At 45.4% G+C, this 18,297-nt stretch carries 13 protein-coding genes, 1 rRNA gene and 4 riboswitches; all 14 genes read right to left on the bottom strand.

The genetic code is table 11. The features are described 5' to 3' along the window. A 16S ribosomal RNA gene (locus ACHWTJ_RS15605) occupies nucleotides 1-68 on the bottom strand; the annotation flags it as partial. A gap of 318 nt (nucleotides 69-386) precedes the next feature. Continuing rightward, nucleotides 387-1,298 carry a proline dehydrogenase family protein gene (locus tag ACHWTJ_RS15600; protein ID WP_394679998.1) on the bottom strand — a complete coding sequence of 304 codons (912 nt, stop codon included), beginning with the start codon at nucleotides 1,296-1,298 and terminating at the stop codon, nucleotides 387-389. A gap of 85 nt (nucleotides 1,299-1,383) precedes the next feature. Next, nucleotides 1,384-2,739 carry an NCS2 family permease gene (locus ACHWTJ_RS15595; protein WP_312193520.1) on the bottom strand — a complete coding sequence of 452 codons (1,356 nt, stop codon included), beginning with the start codon at nucleotides 2,737-2,739 and terminating at the stop codon, nucleotides 1,384-1,386. 84 nt (nucleotides 2,740-2,823) lie between these two features. Continuing rightward, a riboswitch (purine riboswitch) is annotated at nucleotides 2,824-2,925 on the bottom strand. A gap of 149 nt (nucleotides 2,926-3,074) precedes the next feature. After that, nucleotides 3,075-4,463, bottom strand: a complete 1,389-nt coding sequence (locus ACHWTJ_RS15590; protein WP_394679995.1) for a reverse transcriptase domain-containing protein — start codon at nucleotides 4,461-4,463, stop codon at nucleotides 3,075-3,077. A 6-nt stretch (nucleotides 4,464-4,469) separates the two neighbouring features. Next, nucleotides 4,470-5,213 (bottom strand): SLATT domain-containing protein, encoded by a 744-nt coding sequence (locus ACHWTJ_RS15585; protein WP_394679994.1) that lies wholly within the window; start codon nucleotides 5,211-5,213, stop codon nucleotides 4,470-4,472. Nucleotides 5,214-5,667: 454 nt separating this feature from the next. Continuing rightward, complete coding sequence (gene guaA, locus ACHWTJ_RS15580) at nucleotides 5,668-7,188, bottom strand: glutamine-hydrolyzing GMP synthase (RefSeq protein ID WP_051353615.1); 1,521 nt, start codon at nucleotides 7,186-7,188, stop codon at nucleotides 5,668-5,670. Nucleotides 7,189-7,318: 130 nt separating this feature from the next. After that, nucleotides 7,319-7,420: riboswitch (purine riboswitch) on the bottom strand. Nucleotides 7,421-7,460: 40 nt separating this feature from the next. Continuing rightward, nucleotides 7,461-9,533: a transglutaminaseTgpA domain-containing protein gene (locus tag ACHWTJ_RS15575; protein WP_394679993.1), complete on the bottom strand. Its 2,073-nt coding sequence runs from the start codon at nucleotides 9,531-9,533 to the stop codon at nucleotides 7,461-7,463. Continuing rightward, a complete protein-coding gene (locus ACHWTJ_RS15570; protein WP_394679992.1) occupies nucleotides 9,530-10,612 on the bottom strand; it encodes a DUF58 domain-containing protein in 1,083 nt (360 codons plus the stop codon). Before ACHWTJ_RS15570 ends, ACHWTJ_RS15575 begins: the two co-directional genes overlap by 4 nt. Then, nucleotides 10,609-11,565 carry a MoxR family ATPase gene (locus ACHWTJ_RS15565; RefSeq protein WP_294739087.1) on the bottom strand — a complete coding sequence of 319 codons (957 nt, stop codon included), beginning with the start codon at nucleotides 11,563-11,565 and terminating at the stop codon, nucleotides 10,609-10,611. Before ACHWTJ_RS15565 ends, ACHWTJ_RS15570 begins: the two co-directional genes overlap by 4 nt. 365 nt (nucleotides 11,566-11,930) lie before the next feature. Beyond that, on the bottom strand, nucleotides 11,931-12,935 hold the full coding sequence (locus ACHWTJ_RS15560) for an ABC transporter permease (RefSeq protein WP_055970220.1): 1,005 nt from the start codon (nucleotides 12,933-12,935) through the stop codon (nucleotides 11,931-11,933). Then, complete coding sequence (locus tag ACHWTJ_RS15555) at nucleotides 12,932-14,440, bottom strand: sugar ABC transporter ATP-binding protein (RefSeq protein ID WP_294739092.1); 1,509 nt, start codon at nucleotides 14,438-14,440, stop codon at nucleotides 12,932-12,934. Before ACHWTJ_RS15555 ends, ACHWTJ_RS15560 begins: the two co-directional genes overlap by 4 nt. Beyond that, nucleotides 14,437-15,519: a sugar ABC transporter substrate-binding protein gene (locus tag ACHWTJ_RS15550; RefSeq protein ID WP_394679991.1), complete on the bottom strand. Its 1,083-nt coding sequence runs from the start codon at nucleotides 15,517-15,519 to the stop codon at nucleotides 14,437-14,439. The genes ACHWTJ_RS15555 and ACHWTJ_RS15550 overlap by 4 nt, the downstream gene beginning before the upstream one ends. 11 nt (nucleotides 15,520-15,530) lie before the next feature. Continuing rightward, nucleotides 15,531-16,580, bottom strand: coding sequence for an S-methyl-5-thioribose-1-phosphate isomerase (gene mtnA, locus ACHWTJ_RS15545; protein WP_294748751.1), 1,050 nt, complete (start codon nucleotides 16,578-16,580; stop codon nucleotides 15,531-15,533). Then, nucleotides 16,577-17,743: an S-methyl-5-thioribose kinase gene (mtnK, locus tag ACHWTJ_RS15540; protein ID WP_294748749.1), complete on the bottom strand. Its 1,167-nt coding sequence runs from the start codon at nucleotides 17,741-17,743 to the stop codon at nucleotides 16,577-16,579. Before mtnK ends, mtnA begins: the two co-directional genes overlap by 4 nt. Nucleotides 17,744-17,821: 78 nt before the next feature. Beyond that, a riboswitch (SAM riboswitch) is annotated at nucleotides 17,822-17,925 on the bottom strand. 205 nt (nucleotides 17,926-18,130) lie between these two features. After that, nucleotides 18,131-18,232, top strand: a riboswitch (SAM riboswitch). Nucleotides 18,233-18,297 lie beyond the last annotated feature (65 nt).

Here is an 18,297-nt window from a genome sequence, read left to right as displayed (position 1 = left end):
CGCTCGACTTGCATGTATTAGGCACGCCGCCAGCGTTCGTCCTGAGCCAGGATCAAACTCTCCATAAAGTGTTTGACTTGCTCGTTGTGTGACCGAAGTCACGATTGACGAAGCTTGCGCTTCATTCGTTTTTGTATTCCGTAGAATACGATTTTTGCCTCATCGTTCAGTTTTCAAAGTTCGTCTGCCGCCTTAGCGACTTTAATAGATTAACAGGTTGTTTTGTTTATGTCAACCATGCTTTTTAAAAAACTTTTCAGCCCCAACGAACCGTTTATAAAAGGCGTCTCGCTGGAACATTTATTAATATAACAACAAAATTCGACAAACACAAGCATTATTTTAAAAAAACTTTGCAAAGAGTTTAAATCCTCTTCGCAAAGTCTTTACCTTCTTAACATCGCTCCTACTGTAAACGCGATATTCGCTGGGCGTTCTGCTAACCGTCTCATCAAATACGTATACCAGTCCACACCATGCGGAACGTAGATGACGACACGATAACCTTGTCGAACTAACTCTTGTTGTCGTTTCGGTCGCATGCCTTGAAGCATTTGAAATTCAAACCGTGATGGATCAATCTGTTTCATTTGAGTAAAGTCAATGAATTGCTGAATGATCTGTTCATCATGTGTCGCGATTTGCGTGTAGTTCCCGTTTAACAAATTGACTTTTACTAATTGAAGGTATGTCTCATCGACTGTCTTCTTCGGTCGAATATAGAGTTCATCGTCTCCATCGTACGCTCCTTTGACGACTCGGATTGTCGCATGAAGACGTTCTAGATCAAAACGACTTCGATAGACGTTTGCCTGTAGCGCAATCCCGACGTTTGGATATCGTTCATGCACGCGTTCGAAGACCCGAATAATCGACTCGATCATCATCGCTTCTTCCATGTTGACTGTCACGCGCATGTTTTGTTGATCTGCAACCTCTGCAATACGACTCAACTGTTGATAGGCGATATCCGGATCGGTTCTTAATCCGATCGATGTCAGCTTTAGAGATACTTGTGCATCTAGATCATGTTCTTTGATTTGCCCGATGACTTTAATACATTCATTTGCGATGTCTACCGCGTCCTGCTCCGTCTCAATGAACTCTCCTAGACAATCCACCGTAGCGGCTCGTCCATCTTGATTAAATTGTTTCACAGTGTCGAGTGTCTCTTCTGCGCCCTGTCCTCCGACGAATAATGTTCCACCAAGCGGCAATCCGACTTTTCTCGCTAATTGAATCAGTAACCTATTCTCAGCCAAGTACTCAAATACAGGTCCAGTAATCTGCTGTAACATCTGAATCACCCTCTCTCTTCTCCCTTACCCTCTCCCAATAAAAAAAACGTCTTTCTTCTATAATAGAAGAAAGACGCAGTTTGGATTAATGCAACCAGATGAAGTAACCGAGGAAACCGAGTGATAATACATACATGATCGGATGCACTTCTTTTGCTCGTCCTTTTGCGATCATCGTGACCGGATAGAAGAGGAAACCGAATGCAATCCCTGTTGCGATTGAATACGTTAACGGCATCATGATGACGGTCAAGAACGCGGGAACCGCATACTCGAATTTTTTCCAATCGATCTGGAGCAATGAAGCTGCCATCAATACACCGACGATGATTAATGCAGGTGCCGTGACCGGCGCTGTGATAATTGCAAGTAATGGTGAGAAGAATAAAGCAAGACCGAAGAACAATGCTGTGACGATTGCCGTCATACCTGAACGACCACCTGCTGCGACCCCTGCACTGGATTCAACGTAAGAAACCGTTGTTGATGTTCCAAGAATCGAACCTGCTACCGTCGCTGTTGAGTCAGCGATTAATGCGCGCCCAGCACGCGGTACTTTATTTTCTTTAATTAGACCAGCTTGGTTTGCTACTGCAACCAACGTACCTGCTGTATCGAAAAAATCAACGAAGAAGAAAGTCAGGATGACGATCATCATTTGAACCGTGAAGATTTCATCAAAGTGGAGGAATGCCTGCCCAAATGTTGGCGCGATACTCGGTGGTGCTGAAACGATTTCACCAAGGCTTGTTGGAACTGGAATCAAACCGAAGATCATTCCAGCAATCGCCGTCACGATCATTCCGAAGAAGATTGCGCCTTTGACACCACGTGTCATTAAGATCGCCGATACGACAAGACCAAATACCGCGAGAAGCGTTGTTCCTTTACTTAAATCACCGAGTGAGACGAGTGTCGCTTCATTCGCAACGACGAGACCACCTGTTTTTAAACCGATGAACGCGATGAACAATCCGATACCTGCTGCAACAGCCATTTTCAACGGCTCTGGAATTGCGTTGATGATGACCTCACGAATACCTGAAGCCGTCAATACCATGAAAACAAGACCTGAAACGAGAACGCCTGATAGTGCAGTTTGCCACGGAATACCCATTCCGATGACAACGCTGTAGGCGAAGAAAGCATTTAGTCCCATTCCTGGTGCAAGTGCGATTGGATAGTTCGCAAGTAATCCCATCGTAACGGAACCGATGATCGCAACGAGTGCTGTGGCACCGAAGACCGCTCCGGCATCCATGCCTGCTTCAGCTAATGTATTCGGATTGACGAATAAGATGTACGCCATGGCGAAGAATGTCGTCATGCCGGCGATGAACTCTGTACGCATGTTCGTACCAAGCCCATTGAAATCAAAGAAACGCGCAATCGCATTTTCTTTTGCTTTCGGTTGGTGTGGCTGTTTCAATTGTGTGCTCATGATTGCCTTCCTTCCAAATAAGCCGTCTCCTTGAAAACAAAAAACGGCCCTTACCTAAGCGGTAAAAGCCGTTTCAATAAGCGCACGATGCTGCGTGTGCGCCGTAGTAGGAACCTTTACGGTGTTCCTGTAGAGACTTCCGGGCCCTATCCCCAGAATTATACGGCATTATTTATGTTTTTTTAGTGGTATGAAAAATAAGAACAGACACATCGTAGCACGGTCAAATTCATGGGTCAACCATAAAAACGAAATTTAACTACTTATTTTATCCGAACGTTCGGTTTTATCTTAATGAAAACTCAGCTTTTTCGTTTAATAATTTTTTAGAAGTTTTATGAAAGATTTTGTACATCTTTTTCCAATCTTTTTATTGGTTTATATACTCTTGAATAGTAGTTTCGTTCAATTTTTTCATCGGTGTCTAAATAGTTTCTTCTGAAGTTAAACGTATGTATAAGCAAGTTCTTTTTTTCTTCTATGGTTAATCTATCGGGCCTGTGTATATATTTAGTTTTAGTTCTGTTGTAGATAATTTCATAGTAAGTCTTCATAAAACTTTTTACTTCTAATCCTTTGTCTGATACTTGATTATTTAAATTGAAATTTACTAACATTTTTTTTATAAACCAGTCTAAATGACGAAATACATTTAAATCATCTACTTGAGAGAAGAAAAATACCCATCCATATTTCTTTTCTTTTTCCGTGTCACCATTTACTTTACTACTAATTGATCCAGTAATTTTATTATTCAGATGAAATACAAATTCTTCAATGGTTACTTTTTCAGAATCGCGATAACGAGTAAACATGTCAACAATCGATTTTTCAAACTTATTTTTAGTATTTCTTTTAATAGTCAATCCTACATTCTCATTACTATCAATTTTTTGAACTCTATACCCTAAAAAATCAAACCCTTCTTCATTTATATTACCTGAACTACATTTTTGTTCATTAATTCTTAATAAATAGTCCGTCTCTAACTCATCAACAATTTTCTTTTTTATAGATTCTAATTTTTTTCGATTGCATAGAATTAAAATATCATCTACATATCTAAAATAAGAAATTGTTTTCATCTTCTTAAATTTCCTATCAACATCTATAAAAAAAATTTCTGCTAAAGTATTAGAAATTGATAGTCCTTGAGGTACTCCCAAATCGTTAGATTCAATCCCATTATTTGAAGAATAACCATAGGCTGTTGTAGGAGTCTTAATAGCCTTTAAAATTAGATCTTGAAGTGGAACATGTCTTATTTTTTTTGATAATTTTTTTAGTAATACATCATGATTTATGTTGTCGTAAAATTTTTCAATGTCAATTTTGATATAAGAATCAAATTTTTCTAGGTCTTTCTTCATATCACTTATTACAGATTGAACTAGAGGCTGATTTATCAAAAAAGCTTCTCTCATAATTATATGCAGACCCTTATGAACAATTTTATCCCTAATGGTAGGAATAGAAATCATTCTCGGTAAAGAATTTCTATTTTTTATAAACAATTTTTCCTTGTACGGAGTAAAATTATAAGTCCCATTGTATATTTTTTTATCTATAATTGAAAAATGAAGATTAGGGTTCTTATCAAAAACTTTTTTTACCATACCATCAATTCCTGAAGCTGTATTTAAATGAATCGTCTTCTCATAAAGCTCATTTAAATTTTTTTCTTTAAATATTTTTTTGTATGTAATATAAGCTGACTTTTTCATCATTATTCACTTCCATATAAATATTAAAGAGATAATTATAAATGGAATTATAAAGATAATTGATTTGACAAAAAACCATTTAATTTTAAGATACCAATATGACAAATTAAGTTCTAATGTTTCTAATTTATCGTTATTTTTCAAATAAATTAGCCTGTCGATACGGGAATGATTATCTGTTTTTTCTAAAATGTTTGCATAGTCTTTTTTTAGGTCGTTAAAATTACTCTCTTTGACTTCATATTCTTGATTTTTTAGCAAAAGACTTTGGAAATCATTTTCAATCTTTGTTAAATCTAAATAGCACTGTTTATAAGACAAGGCCTTTTCTTTGAAACCATATAAAGAAACAAATAATGATACTCCAAACAAGGCAACTGACGAAATTAGTGTTAATACCGTAATTTTGTTTACAATGACAGAATCATTAATAACAAGCGCTATAATCGATAAACTTAATACAATCAAAGTATAAAAATTTACCATAAAGAGCGAAAAAATATTATTTTTATTCATTCTTGCTTCCGATTCCATTCTAATTTTTTTCGTAACCCAAACTCTTTTATCTTTAAAATGCTCAATTTCATTATTTAAAGTAGTCTCTCTATCTTGTTCATTACTTTTAAACAAATCATCTCGCTTAATTTTTTTTAAAAATTCATTTAATAATAAAGCATTTTTCGCATTCAACTCACCAACATCTATTCCTATATTTTCCTTATCTTCTACTATAGTTACGTTATTATCCACTTTAACACTCCTCTCAAAAATAAAAGGTGAGTAAGATGCCGAAATAGTTGCGTTAATATTCCATAGAATCTATGTAGGTATCATTTCAATACCATTAATTAGAACACCTCGTGAGGTCCATAAAGCTGACATCTTACTCCTTTCAAATATCTCATATGATTAATCCCAATACAATCAAAAAAATAACATTATAACCCTTTTTATTTTTTATTGTATAATTTTTACTCACAATATGTATTCAGACTTAGTTTATAACTTTCGATTTATTTTAACTAATAGATTTATACTTTTGTTCGTAAAAAAACCCTCTTCAATTCACAAATCATGTGAACAAAAGAGAGCTTCATTTTGAAATAGAGTTGTTAAAGGTGAAACAGACTTCCTTTCACCTGTCCCATTTAAAACATTCGTACGAAAAGCTTCATGAGACGAATTCTATCAGCAAGTCTAGTACTTATTCCCACTCAATCGTTGACGGTGGTTTCGACGTCACATCGTACAGGACGCGGTTAACGTTCTGGACTTCGTTGACGATCCGGACCGAGATCTTCTCAAGCACGTCCCATGGGATACGTGCCCAGTCTGATGTCATCCCGTCAATTGACGTAACGGCGCGGATTCCGACAGCATAGTCGTATGTCCGCTCATCGCCCATGACACCAACCGAACGGATTGGAGGAAGGACTGTGAAGTATTGCCAGATTTCGCGCTCGAGTCCTGCTTTTTTAATTTCATCACGAAGAATGAAATCAGATTCACGGACGATTTCGAGTTTCTCATCTGTGATTTCACCGAGGACACGAATTCCGAGACCTGGTCCTGGGAACGGCTGACGCCACACGATTTCATCAGAAAGACCGAGTTCCTTCCCGAGTTCGCGGACTTCATCCTTGAACAACGTGTTGATCGGTTCGATCAATTCAAACTGCATGTCTTCCGGCAATCCACCGACGTTGTGGTGTGATTTGATTGTTTGTGCCGTATCCGTACCACTCTCGATGATATCCGTATAGAGCGTACCTTGGGCAAGGAAGTCCATGTCCGTCAGCTTCGAAGCTTCTTCGTCGAAGACGTAGACGAACTCGTTGCCGATGATTTTACGTTTCTGCTCCGGATCTGAGATACCACGGAGTTTGTCGAGGAAACGGTCCTGGGCATCAATCTTGATGACATTCATGTGGAAGTGATCCGCGAATGTCTTCATGACGCTCTCCGCTTCACCCTTACGCAATAAACCGTGATCGACGAACATACATGTCAATTGATCACCGATTGCTTTGTGAATCAAGGCTGCAACGACAGACGAGTCGACACCACCAGAAAGTGCACAGAGGACTTTTTTATCGCCGACTTGTTCTTGAATCTTTGCTACTTCGATTTCGATGAAGTTTTCCATCGACCAGTCGCCCGCACATTTACAGACTTCAAAGAGGAAGTTCTTGAGCAATTCTTTTCCGAAGACCGTATGGTTGACTTCCGGGTGATACTGCACACCGTACATTTTCAATTCTTCGTTCTTGATCGAAGCGATCGGACATGACACGTTCGTTCCATCGACGACGAAGCCATTTGGTACAGATGTGACGAGGTCACTGTGGCTCATCCAGACCGTTTGTTCCAGCGGTAGGTTCGCATACATCGGTGACGGGTCTTGTAACGTCAATGTGGCTTTTCCATATTCACGATGTCCCGCACGTTCCACTGTTCCGCCGAAATGCTGTGACATGAGCTGCATGCCGTAACAGATTCCGAAGATCGGAATACCGAGGTCGAAGATTTCTGGGTCACACCGGTACGCATCCTCTGCGTAGACGCTACGTGGACCACCTGAGAAGATGATACCTGCAGGTGCGATTTCTTTTACTTCTGCTGCAGTGATTTTATGCGAATGCAATTCACTGTAGACGCCAAGGTCCCGAATACGACGTGTGATCAATTGATTGTACTGTCCTCCAAAATCGAGGACGAGAATCATTTCCTGGTCCAAATGTGCTTCCAAATCTGTTCCCGCCTTTCTGATTTCATGCGTACCCTATGAAAAAAGCCCACTCTTCGCCCATGGATAAAATGGAAAAAGAGCAGGCCGCTTCACAAAAAAAATGTATACGAAGGGTCTGCTCCTTCATAGTCAGGTCGTTTAAGGTGACCCGGTAGAGACTCTCGCGCCATATTCGCGAGTATATACAAAGGAGATTGCATGTGTGTGATTTACGTTGTTCCCATTGTACCTGTATCGTTTCGAAAATATCAACCCTCTACATGACGAATGATATTTTCGAAATATTCACGTTTTTTCTCGGCAGATAATGATTCTCCGCCATAGACCATCCGTTCGTAAGCATCCGTCAACGGTCGCATCGCGAACGTCTCGTAGTACCCATCGACTTCGTGAGCGAGTTCCGCAAGCGTCCGACCATCTTGATAATGGAATCCTTTTTTATCAAGACGTCGCAAGAGGTACCGGTACATCCGCCGGAATCCTTCTGGTCGCTCGATTTGTCTCCGGAAGAAGAGAATCGCAAGCGTTCGAATGACTGGTTTTCGGAACAGGTAGAGGAACAAGAGAGCGAGTGCCGTCACAAGGATTGGCCAAAACGGAATTGACTTCTGCTCCGTCTGTCCGGCGCTAGTCGTCTGTTCTTCGTCGAGAAGATTTTCCTGCGGACGATTTGGTGTCGTCGTCTCTGTATTATTTTCTGTTTCGCGTTGTGGATTCGTTTGTTCCGTCTCGTTGTTCGTTTCTCGGTCAATCGTATACTGTCCTGCTCCGTCGAAGCTAACAGTCGGCTCAAGCGGTACCCAGCCGGGTCCTTCGATGTAGACTTCGACCCACGAGTGGGCATTTTTATTTCGTACCGTATAACTCGTCACGGCGGAGCCGATGACATCGGACTCACCTCCCGTGAACCCTTTTACCCAGCGTGCGGGTAATCCAGCTGCCCGAAGTAACACAGCGGCTGACGTCGAGAAGTTATCACAATACCCGAGTTTCGTCTCGAACAGGAACTGATCAACGTAATCCTGGTTTTCTTTCGGTACAGCTACTTCTTCCGTATTGTATTCAAAGTTTTCTTCTTCGAAATAGTTTTCAATCGCTCGTGCTTTGTCCCATGGTGTTTTTTCACCTTCAACGATTTGATTCGCTAAATCACGGACACGTTGTGGTAGTCCATCTGGTAGCTGCAGGTACCGACGTGTGTCAGCCACTGATAGATTAAGCGGTTCATCTGTCTGTAACTGTTCTTCTGTGAAGAGTGGATAGGCATATTCAATTTGATAGTTGCGTTGTTGCTCCGCATCGTCGAGATACGAAATTTTTTGATTGTCGGGATCAACCAATACATTTTGTCGTTGTTGGTCGACCGTCAACCGAACATTATCACCATTATATGGAACGAATGGCAATTCACGTGCCATCTCAAACGTTGCCGTCTCATTTCGTGTCTTGACCTCTTTTCCGAAATGCGAGAAGAAACCACGTCCATCGATTTCAGGGTTTGACTCCGACAAAACCCAACCTTTTCCAGTATAGACATCCTTCGTTTCGACTCGCCAGTAGCGATTCCCTTCACTCTCGACTTGGAAGACTTCTCGGTCGTCCATCTGAAACGGTCCACCGAGTTGCTCGTCATTGTTACCGTAGCCGACCTTTTGAATCGCATTCGACGGCTCTCCTTCCCCTTCTAAACCGGACGTCAAATCGTACCAACTGTCTTGCCATGTCGCATTGATGACAGGACTTTGGACAGCAGCGACGATGACGGCACCCATGATGAATAAGGCACTCAGCGGACGAACGTAAGAAGCGCGTGGTCGTTCGTTGACTTCCGTCGCATAGAGCAATAACAAGGATAAAATGATTGGATAGAGAATGAACGTCTCTCCCGAGTAATCCGTCCATGTATCACAATAGGCGATGAATCCGATCACTCCGAAGGCAAGTCCGAAGACGAATCCGCGATTCGGGAATGTCCGGCGTGCCAGATAGGCGATCAAGAAACTAATCAATCCGATCGATAGTGCAAAGGCGGGTCGTCCCGGTAGTTCACCGTTGATGACACTTTGAACATCTGAGCTAATTTCCGTAAAAATGCCCCATGGTGCGGAACCTGGTGTCAAAATCAAATAAAACGACAGCAGTAATCCACCGAGACTTCCGAGTAAAAAGTAACGCCGCGATAGATGCGACAACAGCAACGGCAGAAACAGCATCGGTAAGAAGGACCAAAGATGTTCGAACGTCGTCAGTTCAAGAAGTGGTGGCATGAAACAAGTCAGAACGGCTGCCGCGATAGCGTTCCAAAGTAAGCGTCGCATCATCGCACTCCCCTCCGTTCTGGTGTATAGACATGAACGGTGGCTTCTTGATTAATCTTAGAGATCCATAGTTCATTGTTCGATTCAAGATCCGGTGTAATGAAAAGGACGTTCCCGCTCAATCGAAGCGCTTTTGACGAGTACTCCCATGACTCGATGAACGTCCGCGTCCGACTCGGTTGCGCCGTCATCAAGTAATGCGTCAGTTTCGCACCCTCGAGTGGTAACGATAACGATTGAACAGCATGTCCGACGAGGTGAATGCGGTAGCTCATCCGTCTTTTATTTAGCTGATCCGTCGCTTCTGCGAGCATCGAGATGACGCGTTCGAAAGCTTCACCCGCTTCCGTACCCTCATCAAAGACGATCGTCGTCTCTCGTTCTTGCTCTCGCTCGAACGTCTTCGTCATTAAGCCTTGACGTTTTGCCGTCGCTTTCCAGTCGATCTGATTCATCCGGTCACCACTGACGTATTCTCGGACCCCGACGACAGTAAAGGACGACTGACGAAGATCAAGCGACACAGGGGAGATTCCTCCATCGCCGCGATCCTCCTCATGCGGAAGTTGAACGGCAAGACGTGCCGGTTCGATTGCAAGATACGTCTCGACCGGAAACATCCGTTTCCGCTTGAACAGACCGAATGGATCCGTAATTTCAACAATACAGCCAGGAATCTGATAGACCCCTCGACGAATCGATGGAATCGTGTAGTCGATTTGCTCTGTCTTCCGGTAGTGGGCACGGAGCGGACGACTAATATCGAGTTTTTCTTCGCTGAGTTCGTTTGGAATCGCCTCCGTCACCTCGACGGCTCCGACCAGAAACGGAAAACGCCGGCGCACCCGGAGGGAAACCGGGATATCCGTTCCGGCAACGAGCATCTTATTTGAGACTTCGCGCGTCGCCAGTGCCTGCGTGACGGGCCAAATCAGAAAGAGCGTCCAGTAGACGGTCAAACCAGCCATGACATAAAACAGCAAGGAAGCGACATTTCCGCCATCAACGCGTGCGTATCCCCATAAGGCAGCCGTCGTCAAAAGTAATACAGCGTAACGCCAACCAATTTGCCACTTCGTCATAGGGACTCCACGTCTTGTTGGATTGGTACAGCAACCTCTTTTTTAATCTGTTCTAAAATCCGTTCAGACGATTGACCGTGATAACGCGCGTCCGCTGTCAAAATCAAGCGGTGTGATAGGACCGGAATCAAGAGATGTTTGACATCATCTGGTAAGACGAAACTGCGCCCTTCCATGTATGCCCACGCTTGCGCGACTTTCATCAAGGCAATCGAAGAACGGGGACTCGCGCCGAGATAAAGTGAACCGTTCGTCCGGGTCGCTTGGACGAGATGGACGATATATTTTTTGACGGGCTGTGATACATGGACGTTCTTGACTTCTTCTTTCATCTGGAGCAGTTGCTCGCGACCAATCACCGATTCGAGCGTTTCAATTGGTTCATCCCGTTCGAAACGTGTCAGCAGCTTCATTTCTTGGTGGAAATCAGGATAACCCATTTTGACTTTGACGAGGAAACGGTCGAGTTGTGCTTCTGGTAACGGATACGTTCCTTCGTGTTCAATCGGGTTTTGTGTCGCCATGACGAAAAAGGGATTCGGAAGCGTATGAATCTCACCATCGACAGTGACGTTCGCTTCCGCCATTCCCTCGAGTAAGGCAGATTGAGTTTTTGGTGACGTTCGGTTAATCTCATCGGCTAAGACGATGTTTCCCATTAAAGGACCTGGTCTATATTCGAATTGGCTCGTTTTCTGATTATACATCGATACACCCGTCAAATCTGATGGAAGTAGGTCTGGCGTGAACTGAACACGTTTGAAGGTCAACCCGATCGATCGGCTAAACGCACGGACGAGCATCGTCTTCCCGACTCCCGGTACGTCTTCTAATAGGACGTGACCGCCCGCTAGTAATGCTGCCAATGATTGTGTGATGACATCTTCCTTACCGATGATGACTTTCTCTACGTTATCGATAATCGCTTGAATCTCCTTAGTGTATGTTCGCATTGTCAGGCCCCTTGCTCTCGTAGTAGTTGAATTTTCTGACTTTTTATATCATCTCATATTCCGCTACGCTTTTAAAGAAATACGAGCAGTTTCTAGCACATGAAAAAGGGGGAACGCCGTAGCGTTTCCCCCTTATTTGTTTCAGGAACGAACACATGCCGTGATCCGTTCTTGAACCGTGCAGTTGCACGTAAAACACGAATACATCCGTGTCAATGGACAACGTTCGTCAAGTCCGGTGATCCTCTTCTTTCAGAAGCGACATGCGATCGTTCCCTCTACATTGGTAATCATTCATGTGCATCACCATCCTTTCATATATTGAATATTACCGAATATGTTATAAACGAAACGTCGAATTTTAATTATTTTTTTCGATACCGCGCATAAGTCGTCGCGAGTGCGACCGCAAGGACGAGGCCTTTGATGATATTCAACGAGTAGTATGGAACAGACAGCATGACGAGACCATTTTCAAGAATCCCGACGAGACAAGCCCCAACGAGTGTGCCAAGCGCATTCGGCTTCCCTTGTCCCGCGAACGACGAGCCAATGAAGGCGGCTGCGACCGCTGGCATCAGATAACCGGAACCGGCATTGATTTGTGACGAGCCGACTTGTGACGCAAGTAAAATTCCACCGATTGCCGCAAGTAACCCAGCAATCAGATACGCGAGTGCCCGGTAGCGGTTGACACGAATTCCTGTCAGGCGTGCGGCTTCCGGATTCCCACCGATGATATAGAGAAAACGACCGTGTCGCGTATGGCTTAAAAAGACATGTGTCACAGCGACGACGACAAGCATGATGACGATGATCCAAGGCGCCTGGCTGATTTTCGCGAATGCCTCTGGAATCGTGCCGACTGTTGGTGTACCGTCTAGGCGCGGCATTCCGGCACTGATTGAACCGCCACCGGTATACGTCATCGCGACACCTTCGACGATGAACATCGTCGCAAGCGTCGCAAACAAATCCGGAATCTTAAACCAGACGATGAGTAAGATGTTCACCAGAGCAACGCTAAGAGATAAGAGAAGTGCTAAACCAATCGAGACACCGAGCGGTAGACTGTACCAGACGAAGAACGAGACGACGAAAGAACTCGCAAGCGTCGCGGTCGATCCGACCGATAAATCAAATCCATTGACCGTCAAAGAAACGGTCAAGCCGATCGCGATGATCGTCACGATTGAGATACTTCGTAAAATATTGATCAAATTCGTCCCTTGTAGAAACGTTGGAGCCGTCGTCGCAAAAAACAGGACGAGGGCAAGGATCGCGAGGACGATCCCCCAGTCGTTCAAGAATCCGAGGACAGGACGTAAACCCTTCCCTCGGTTCGTTTGTTTTGATACTACCTCATTCATCGTTGCCCTCCTCCTGTCGCATACCACAACAAGGTTTCTTCTGATGTGTCCGCCGTCTTCGTTTCATGAACGATTCGTCCATCGAACATGACGTAGATTCGGTCCGTGACGGTCAAAAGTTCATCCCACTCACTCGTCGCGTAAAGAATCCCTTTTTGTTGTTGCGCGAGTCCGTCAATCAGACGATAGATATCTTGTTTGGCTCCGACGTCGACACCTTTTGTCGGTTCGTCCAAGACGAGTACAGAAACATCGGTCAGTAACCATTTTCCGATGGCGACTTTTTGTTGATTCCCACCGGATAGTTGACCTACTTCCTGTTTCACGTCTGTCACTTTAATGCCCAGCTCCTTGACCCATTGCGATGCCTGATCGGCTTCTTTGCGACGATCCATCAGCCCCCAGCGGTTGACGAAATCATGAGCTGCCGCTGCTGTCAGGTTTTCTGCGACAGAATCGGCAACAAGAATTCCTTCTTTTCGCCGTTCTTCCGGAACGAGACCGATTCCCGCTTGAATCGCCGCTTGTGGATTGCGAAGACGACGCGTCACTCCACCTATCTGAACCTCCCCTTCTTGAAACGGACGATCGCCGAACAACGCTTTACACAACTCAGTTTTACCGGCACCGACAAGTCCTGCGATCCCAACGACTTCCCCTGCTTGAACCGTCAAGGTGATATCGCGGACGTCCGCATTCGTCGCACTCTTGACCGTCAGTACATTTGTCGCGTTTGCTCTTGACGTTTTGGCGACAGTCGTAAGCTGACGTCCGAGCATCTGCTCAACGACAGCTTCTTTCGCGATGTCCGTCAGGGCATGTCGCGAGATGAGTTGACCGTCGCGCATGATCGAGATGGAATCGCAAATCTCATATAGTTCCTGGAGGCGATGCGAGATGAAGATAATCCCAAGTCCTCGTTCGGCTAAACGACGCACGACTGAAAAGAGATGGCTCGTTTCCGCCTGACTGAGCGGTGCCGTCGGTTCATCCAAAATCAAAAAACGACGTTCCTGGACGAGGGCGCGGGCAATCAACACGAGTTGCTTTTCAGCAAGCCGCAACTCCTTTACACGTGTCTTAACGGAAATATCCGCCTGTAACGTCGCTAACGCCTCCTTGGCACGCTGTATGTAACGGCGTTGCGATACGAACCCGGTCATCGTTCCGTCCGTCAACAGATCGAGGCAAATATTCTCAGCGACCGTCAAATACGGAACAAGCGCCACATCGACCTCTTGTTGGACGAGATCGATCCCAATCTGTTTCGCATCACGCGGTGATGTGATGGACAACTCTTTCCCGTCTAGGCGGATCGTTCCTTCATCCGCCGTTTCCGCTCCGGATAAAACTTTCATCAACGTCGACTTACCGGCACCATTCGCACCGACAAGCGCGTGGATTTCACCGGATTTCACTTCAAACGAGACCTGTTTTAAGGCTTGCACTCCTGGAAACGCCAGTGAAATCCGAGTCATCTTCAAGTGATGATTGGTAGACGTCATTGTTTTTTATGGACGTCACGCAACCGGTCCATCCACGGTTCATTGAATTTTTCCGATGTACTCCATCCTTTGATGATCGTATCGAGATTGTACATCGTCGTATCCTGCTTCAACGCCTTCTGCTCCACGAGTTTCGCGTCGAGATCAAAACTATCCGGTGTCTTCTCGCCAGCGATTTTCTTGGCAAGTAATCGCATATCTGTCTGTCCAATTAAGAATGGATCAACTGCACTCGTCGAGACCCAGTTGCTGTCCTTTTCACGCATCAGGTTGATATCCTGATTCGAGACATCGATCGAGATCAGCGGGATTTCTTGACGTTTATTATCCTTGAGCGATTTATAAGCCCCTTTTGCGACTTCGTCCCAAGCTCCCCAAACCGCATCAATGCTTCCTTTCGGATACTTCGCGAGAATCGCATTCATCTTCGTCGCGATATCCCCTTGGACATCTTGGAAGTTTGTCGGTCCAACCGTCTCAAGCGTTTTGATTTTGCCGTCTGCTTCGTACGTCTTATAGATTTCTTGACGACGATCGAGTGGGGCAAAACCTGGTCCGAACCACAGTTTGATGACACGGACCGGTTTTTTGTCCGTCACCTTCGTCACTTCATCGAGCGATAGCTTCGCGAGTTGATGATCGTTTTGGAATGTTTCCGTCACACCTTTTAACGCCGTTCCTTTTTTCTTCGTGACCGTATCGAACGTCACGACCTTCAGTCCTTTATCGACCGCCGGTTTGATCATGTCATAGGCGTAGTCTTCCTTACCGTGCGAGATGATGAGCCCATCATAATCTTGTTGAATCGCTTGTGCGACAAGCTCCTTGAACTTGACGTCGTTACCTTCCGAGATGAACGTGCTGACTTTAAAGCCGAGCGCTTCGCCTTCACTTCGTGCGCCATCAAGGAATTGTTTCGTATGGTCGTCCGATGCTAGGTTGCGGATGACGGCGATCTTGACGTCTGACTGAACCCCTTTTGGTACATCCTTGACGACCTTCGTCGTCGTGGCTTCTCCATTCGCACAAGCCGCCAGCAAAAAGGCTGGTGCCAGGACAGCATAAGCTAGTTTTTTCATGACATATCTCCTTATCCGAGGGGGTGAAGCCCTGTTAATTGTTCGATCGTTTCTTCATTCGGTTGCGTGATGACACCAAGTTCTGTGATGATGCCCGTAATCAATGTGTGTGGTGTGACATCAAACGCCGGATTGAAGACAGCGACTCCCGTTGGTGCTGTCGCGACACCTTGGATTGCCGTCACTTCCAGCGGATCACGCTCTTCGATTTCAATCGCTTCACCGGAAACGAGCGAGAAGTCAAATGTCGAGAGTGGTGCTGCGACGTAAAACGGAATACCGAAGGCTTGCGCGAGCAATGCCAATTGGAACGTTCCGATCTTGTTCGCTGTATCTCCGTTTCGTGTAATCCGGTCGGCACCAACGATGATCGCGTCGATCTGTTTTTCCTTCAGCGTATGGGCGACCATGTTGTCTGTGATCAATGTGACATCGATACCGGCACGTTGCAGTTCCCAGGTCGTCAGTCGTGCCCCCTGCAGTAACGGACGCGTCTCACTTGCAAAAACAGACAATTCGATACCACGCTCTTTTGCAATATAAAACGGCGCGAGTGCCGTTCCATAAGCAGCGGTCGCAATCGATCCAGCATTACAAATCGTGAGGATCCGGTTGCCTGACTGGAACAATTCCAACGCATGAATCCCGATTTGACGTGACGTCTGAGCATCTTGATCATATAAGGCAATCGTCCGCTGCTCGAGCCGTTCGCGAATCTCTTCTACCGACGTCCCGTCTCGAATGATTGGATTCAGTTGATCAAGGACATTTCGCAAGTTGACGGCCGTCGGTCGTGTCGCGAGTAACGTCGCCGATGTCTCAAGCAAGGCTTGCTTGTAGATCGGTAGTTCTGCTTCAAACCGGTACGCTTCCTGAACAAGCACGAATCCCCCAAATAAGCTGATCGCAGGTGCACCCCGAACGCGCAGTTGTTTGATCGCCTCGACTGCTTGTGCGAGATCGGTAATGACTTCATAGTGTTCTTCCTGCGGTAGACGTGTCTGATCGAGAATCGTCAAGACACGGTCTTCGTAACGGATACTTTGAACGAATGTACTCATCGGCTAAGTTCCTCCGTTACATCAAAGTTTCTTAAATCATCGAATGTCCGGCATTCTGTACGGCGTTTGATTAACGCTGCTCCTAGACGGAGGGCGTGACGTTTCCGCTCTAAGCGTTCCGTCGTTGAATTGATTGATTCTAAATCAGCGACCGGTGCAAGACCGATCGTCCGCCGAATCAATTCGCAACCGGCAAAGCCAAGGGCATCCTGCAAGATCGTACTCAGTACATCATCGACGAGTCCTGATGCCTGGAACGGTTCGACGGCTTCCCGTTCCCATAAGGCACGGAACGTTGAAGCGAACGTCAGCCAGAACGTATCGATGTCCTTGATTCGGGCATCACGGAGTGCCGGGTAATCTGGATATGCCGCGAAGAATAGATGCGCAATGAACTGCCCGACATCGAATCCGAATGGACCATAAAAGGCGAATTCTGGATCGATGACTTTCGTTTCCGTCGCCGAGGCGAAGATGCTGCCTGTATGTAAATCGCCATGCAATAAGGCGTCGCCTTTCGTGATAAAGAGCGCTTCGAGTTTTGCGACTTCGCGTTTCAACTCATCGTCTGCCCATAGACGTGCCACCTCTCCTTCGAGTCCGGCTTCAATCTCGTTCGTCTCCGCGTCATGGAACGGATCCGTGAAGATTAATTTTTCCGTAATGTCGCACAAGTCTGGATTGTAGTACGTTCGGGCGACACGTTTCTTTTCAACCGGACCAAGTGCAAAGTCCGATGTATGGAATAACGTCCGAGCGAGATAAGAACCGATATGTTCCGCAAGCAACGGATACTGTTCACCTGCAAGTAAACCGCTTCGAACGATCGTCAGATGTGAAAGATCTTCCATGACCGTATACGCCTCTTCATGACTGGCATGAAAAACACGTGGCACGAACGGTACGGCATGCCGTGCGAATTCACGGAGTGCGGATTGCTCGATCCACGCCCGTTCGAGCGATAACGGCCAGCTCTCACCGACGACTTTTGCATACGGGAGTGCTTGTTTTAGAATCAATCGATGTTCACCTTCTCGAATCCGAAACACGAGGTTGAGGTTGCCGTCGCCAATCTCTTCTGCTTCGACGGCTCCGTCGCCGATCAGTCCTAATGTTCGAACACGATCAATCGCGTCCTGTTCTGTAAATGCTTTGTATGTCATCTCAGTTTCCCCCTATGTGATACACGAAAAAGCGCCTCTTTTCGTCATCGAAAAGAGGCGCAGGAAAGTCACTGCGTCCTCTTATCTCTCAGACGAAACGTCTGTTGGATGTAGCACCGTGCCTAGTGGTCGGTTGCTGCGGCGTCATCGGGCCAATTCCCTCTGCCAACTCGCGATAAGAGTCGTATGTAGTTGTCGTGTGTGATATTGATTTGAATCTTACGCAATCGACTTCCTCGCTGTCAAATCGAAATCAAGCAGAAACGGACATCATTTTTAAGTCATCTATAGAAAGAGTATTTTCAAAAAAATAAATTTTCTAAAAATAGTTTGACAAGTGACGATTCCCATGTAAAAATTGCAATTAGATTTCACAATTTCATCCAATTCTTATCAAGAGCAGACGGAGGGACAAGCCCTACGATGTCGCAGCAACCGACCTTTTGGCACGGTGCTAATTCTTGCAGCTACTAAGCTGACAGATAAGAGTCCACGTTCGAATCATTCATGGTCTCTTGTCGCTGACGAGAGACCATTTTTTTGTTGAAGGAGGA

It is taken from the genome of uncultured Exiguobacterium sp. (genome assembly GCF_964277885.1).
In the GTDB taxonomy this organism is placed as follows: Bacteria; Bacillota; Bacilli; order Exiguobacteriales; family Exiguobacteriaceae; genus Exiguobacterium_A.
The sequence above is the reverse complement of the archived record's forward strand: the minus strand, read 5'-3'. Positions and strand labels throughout refer to the sequence as shown.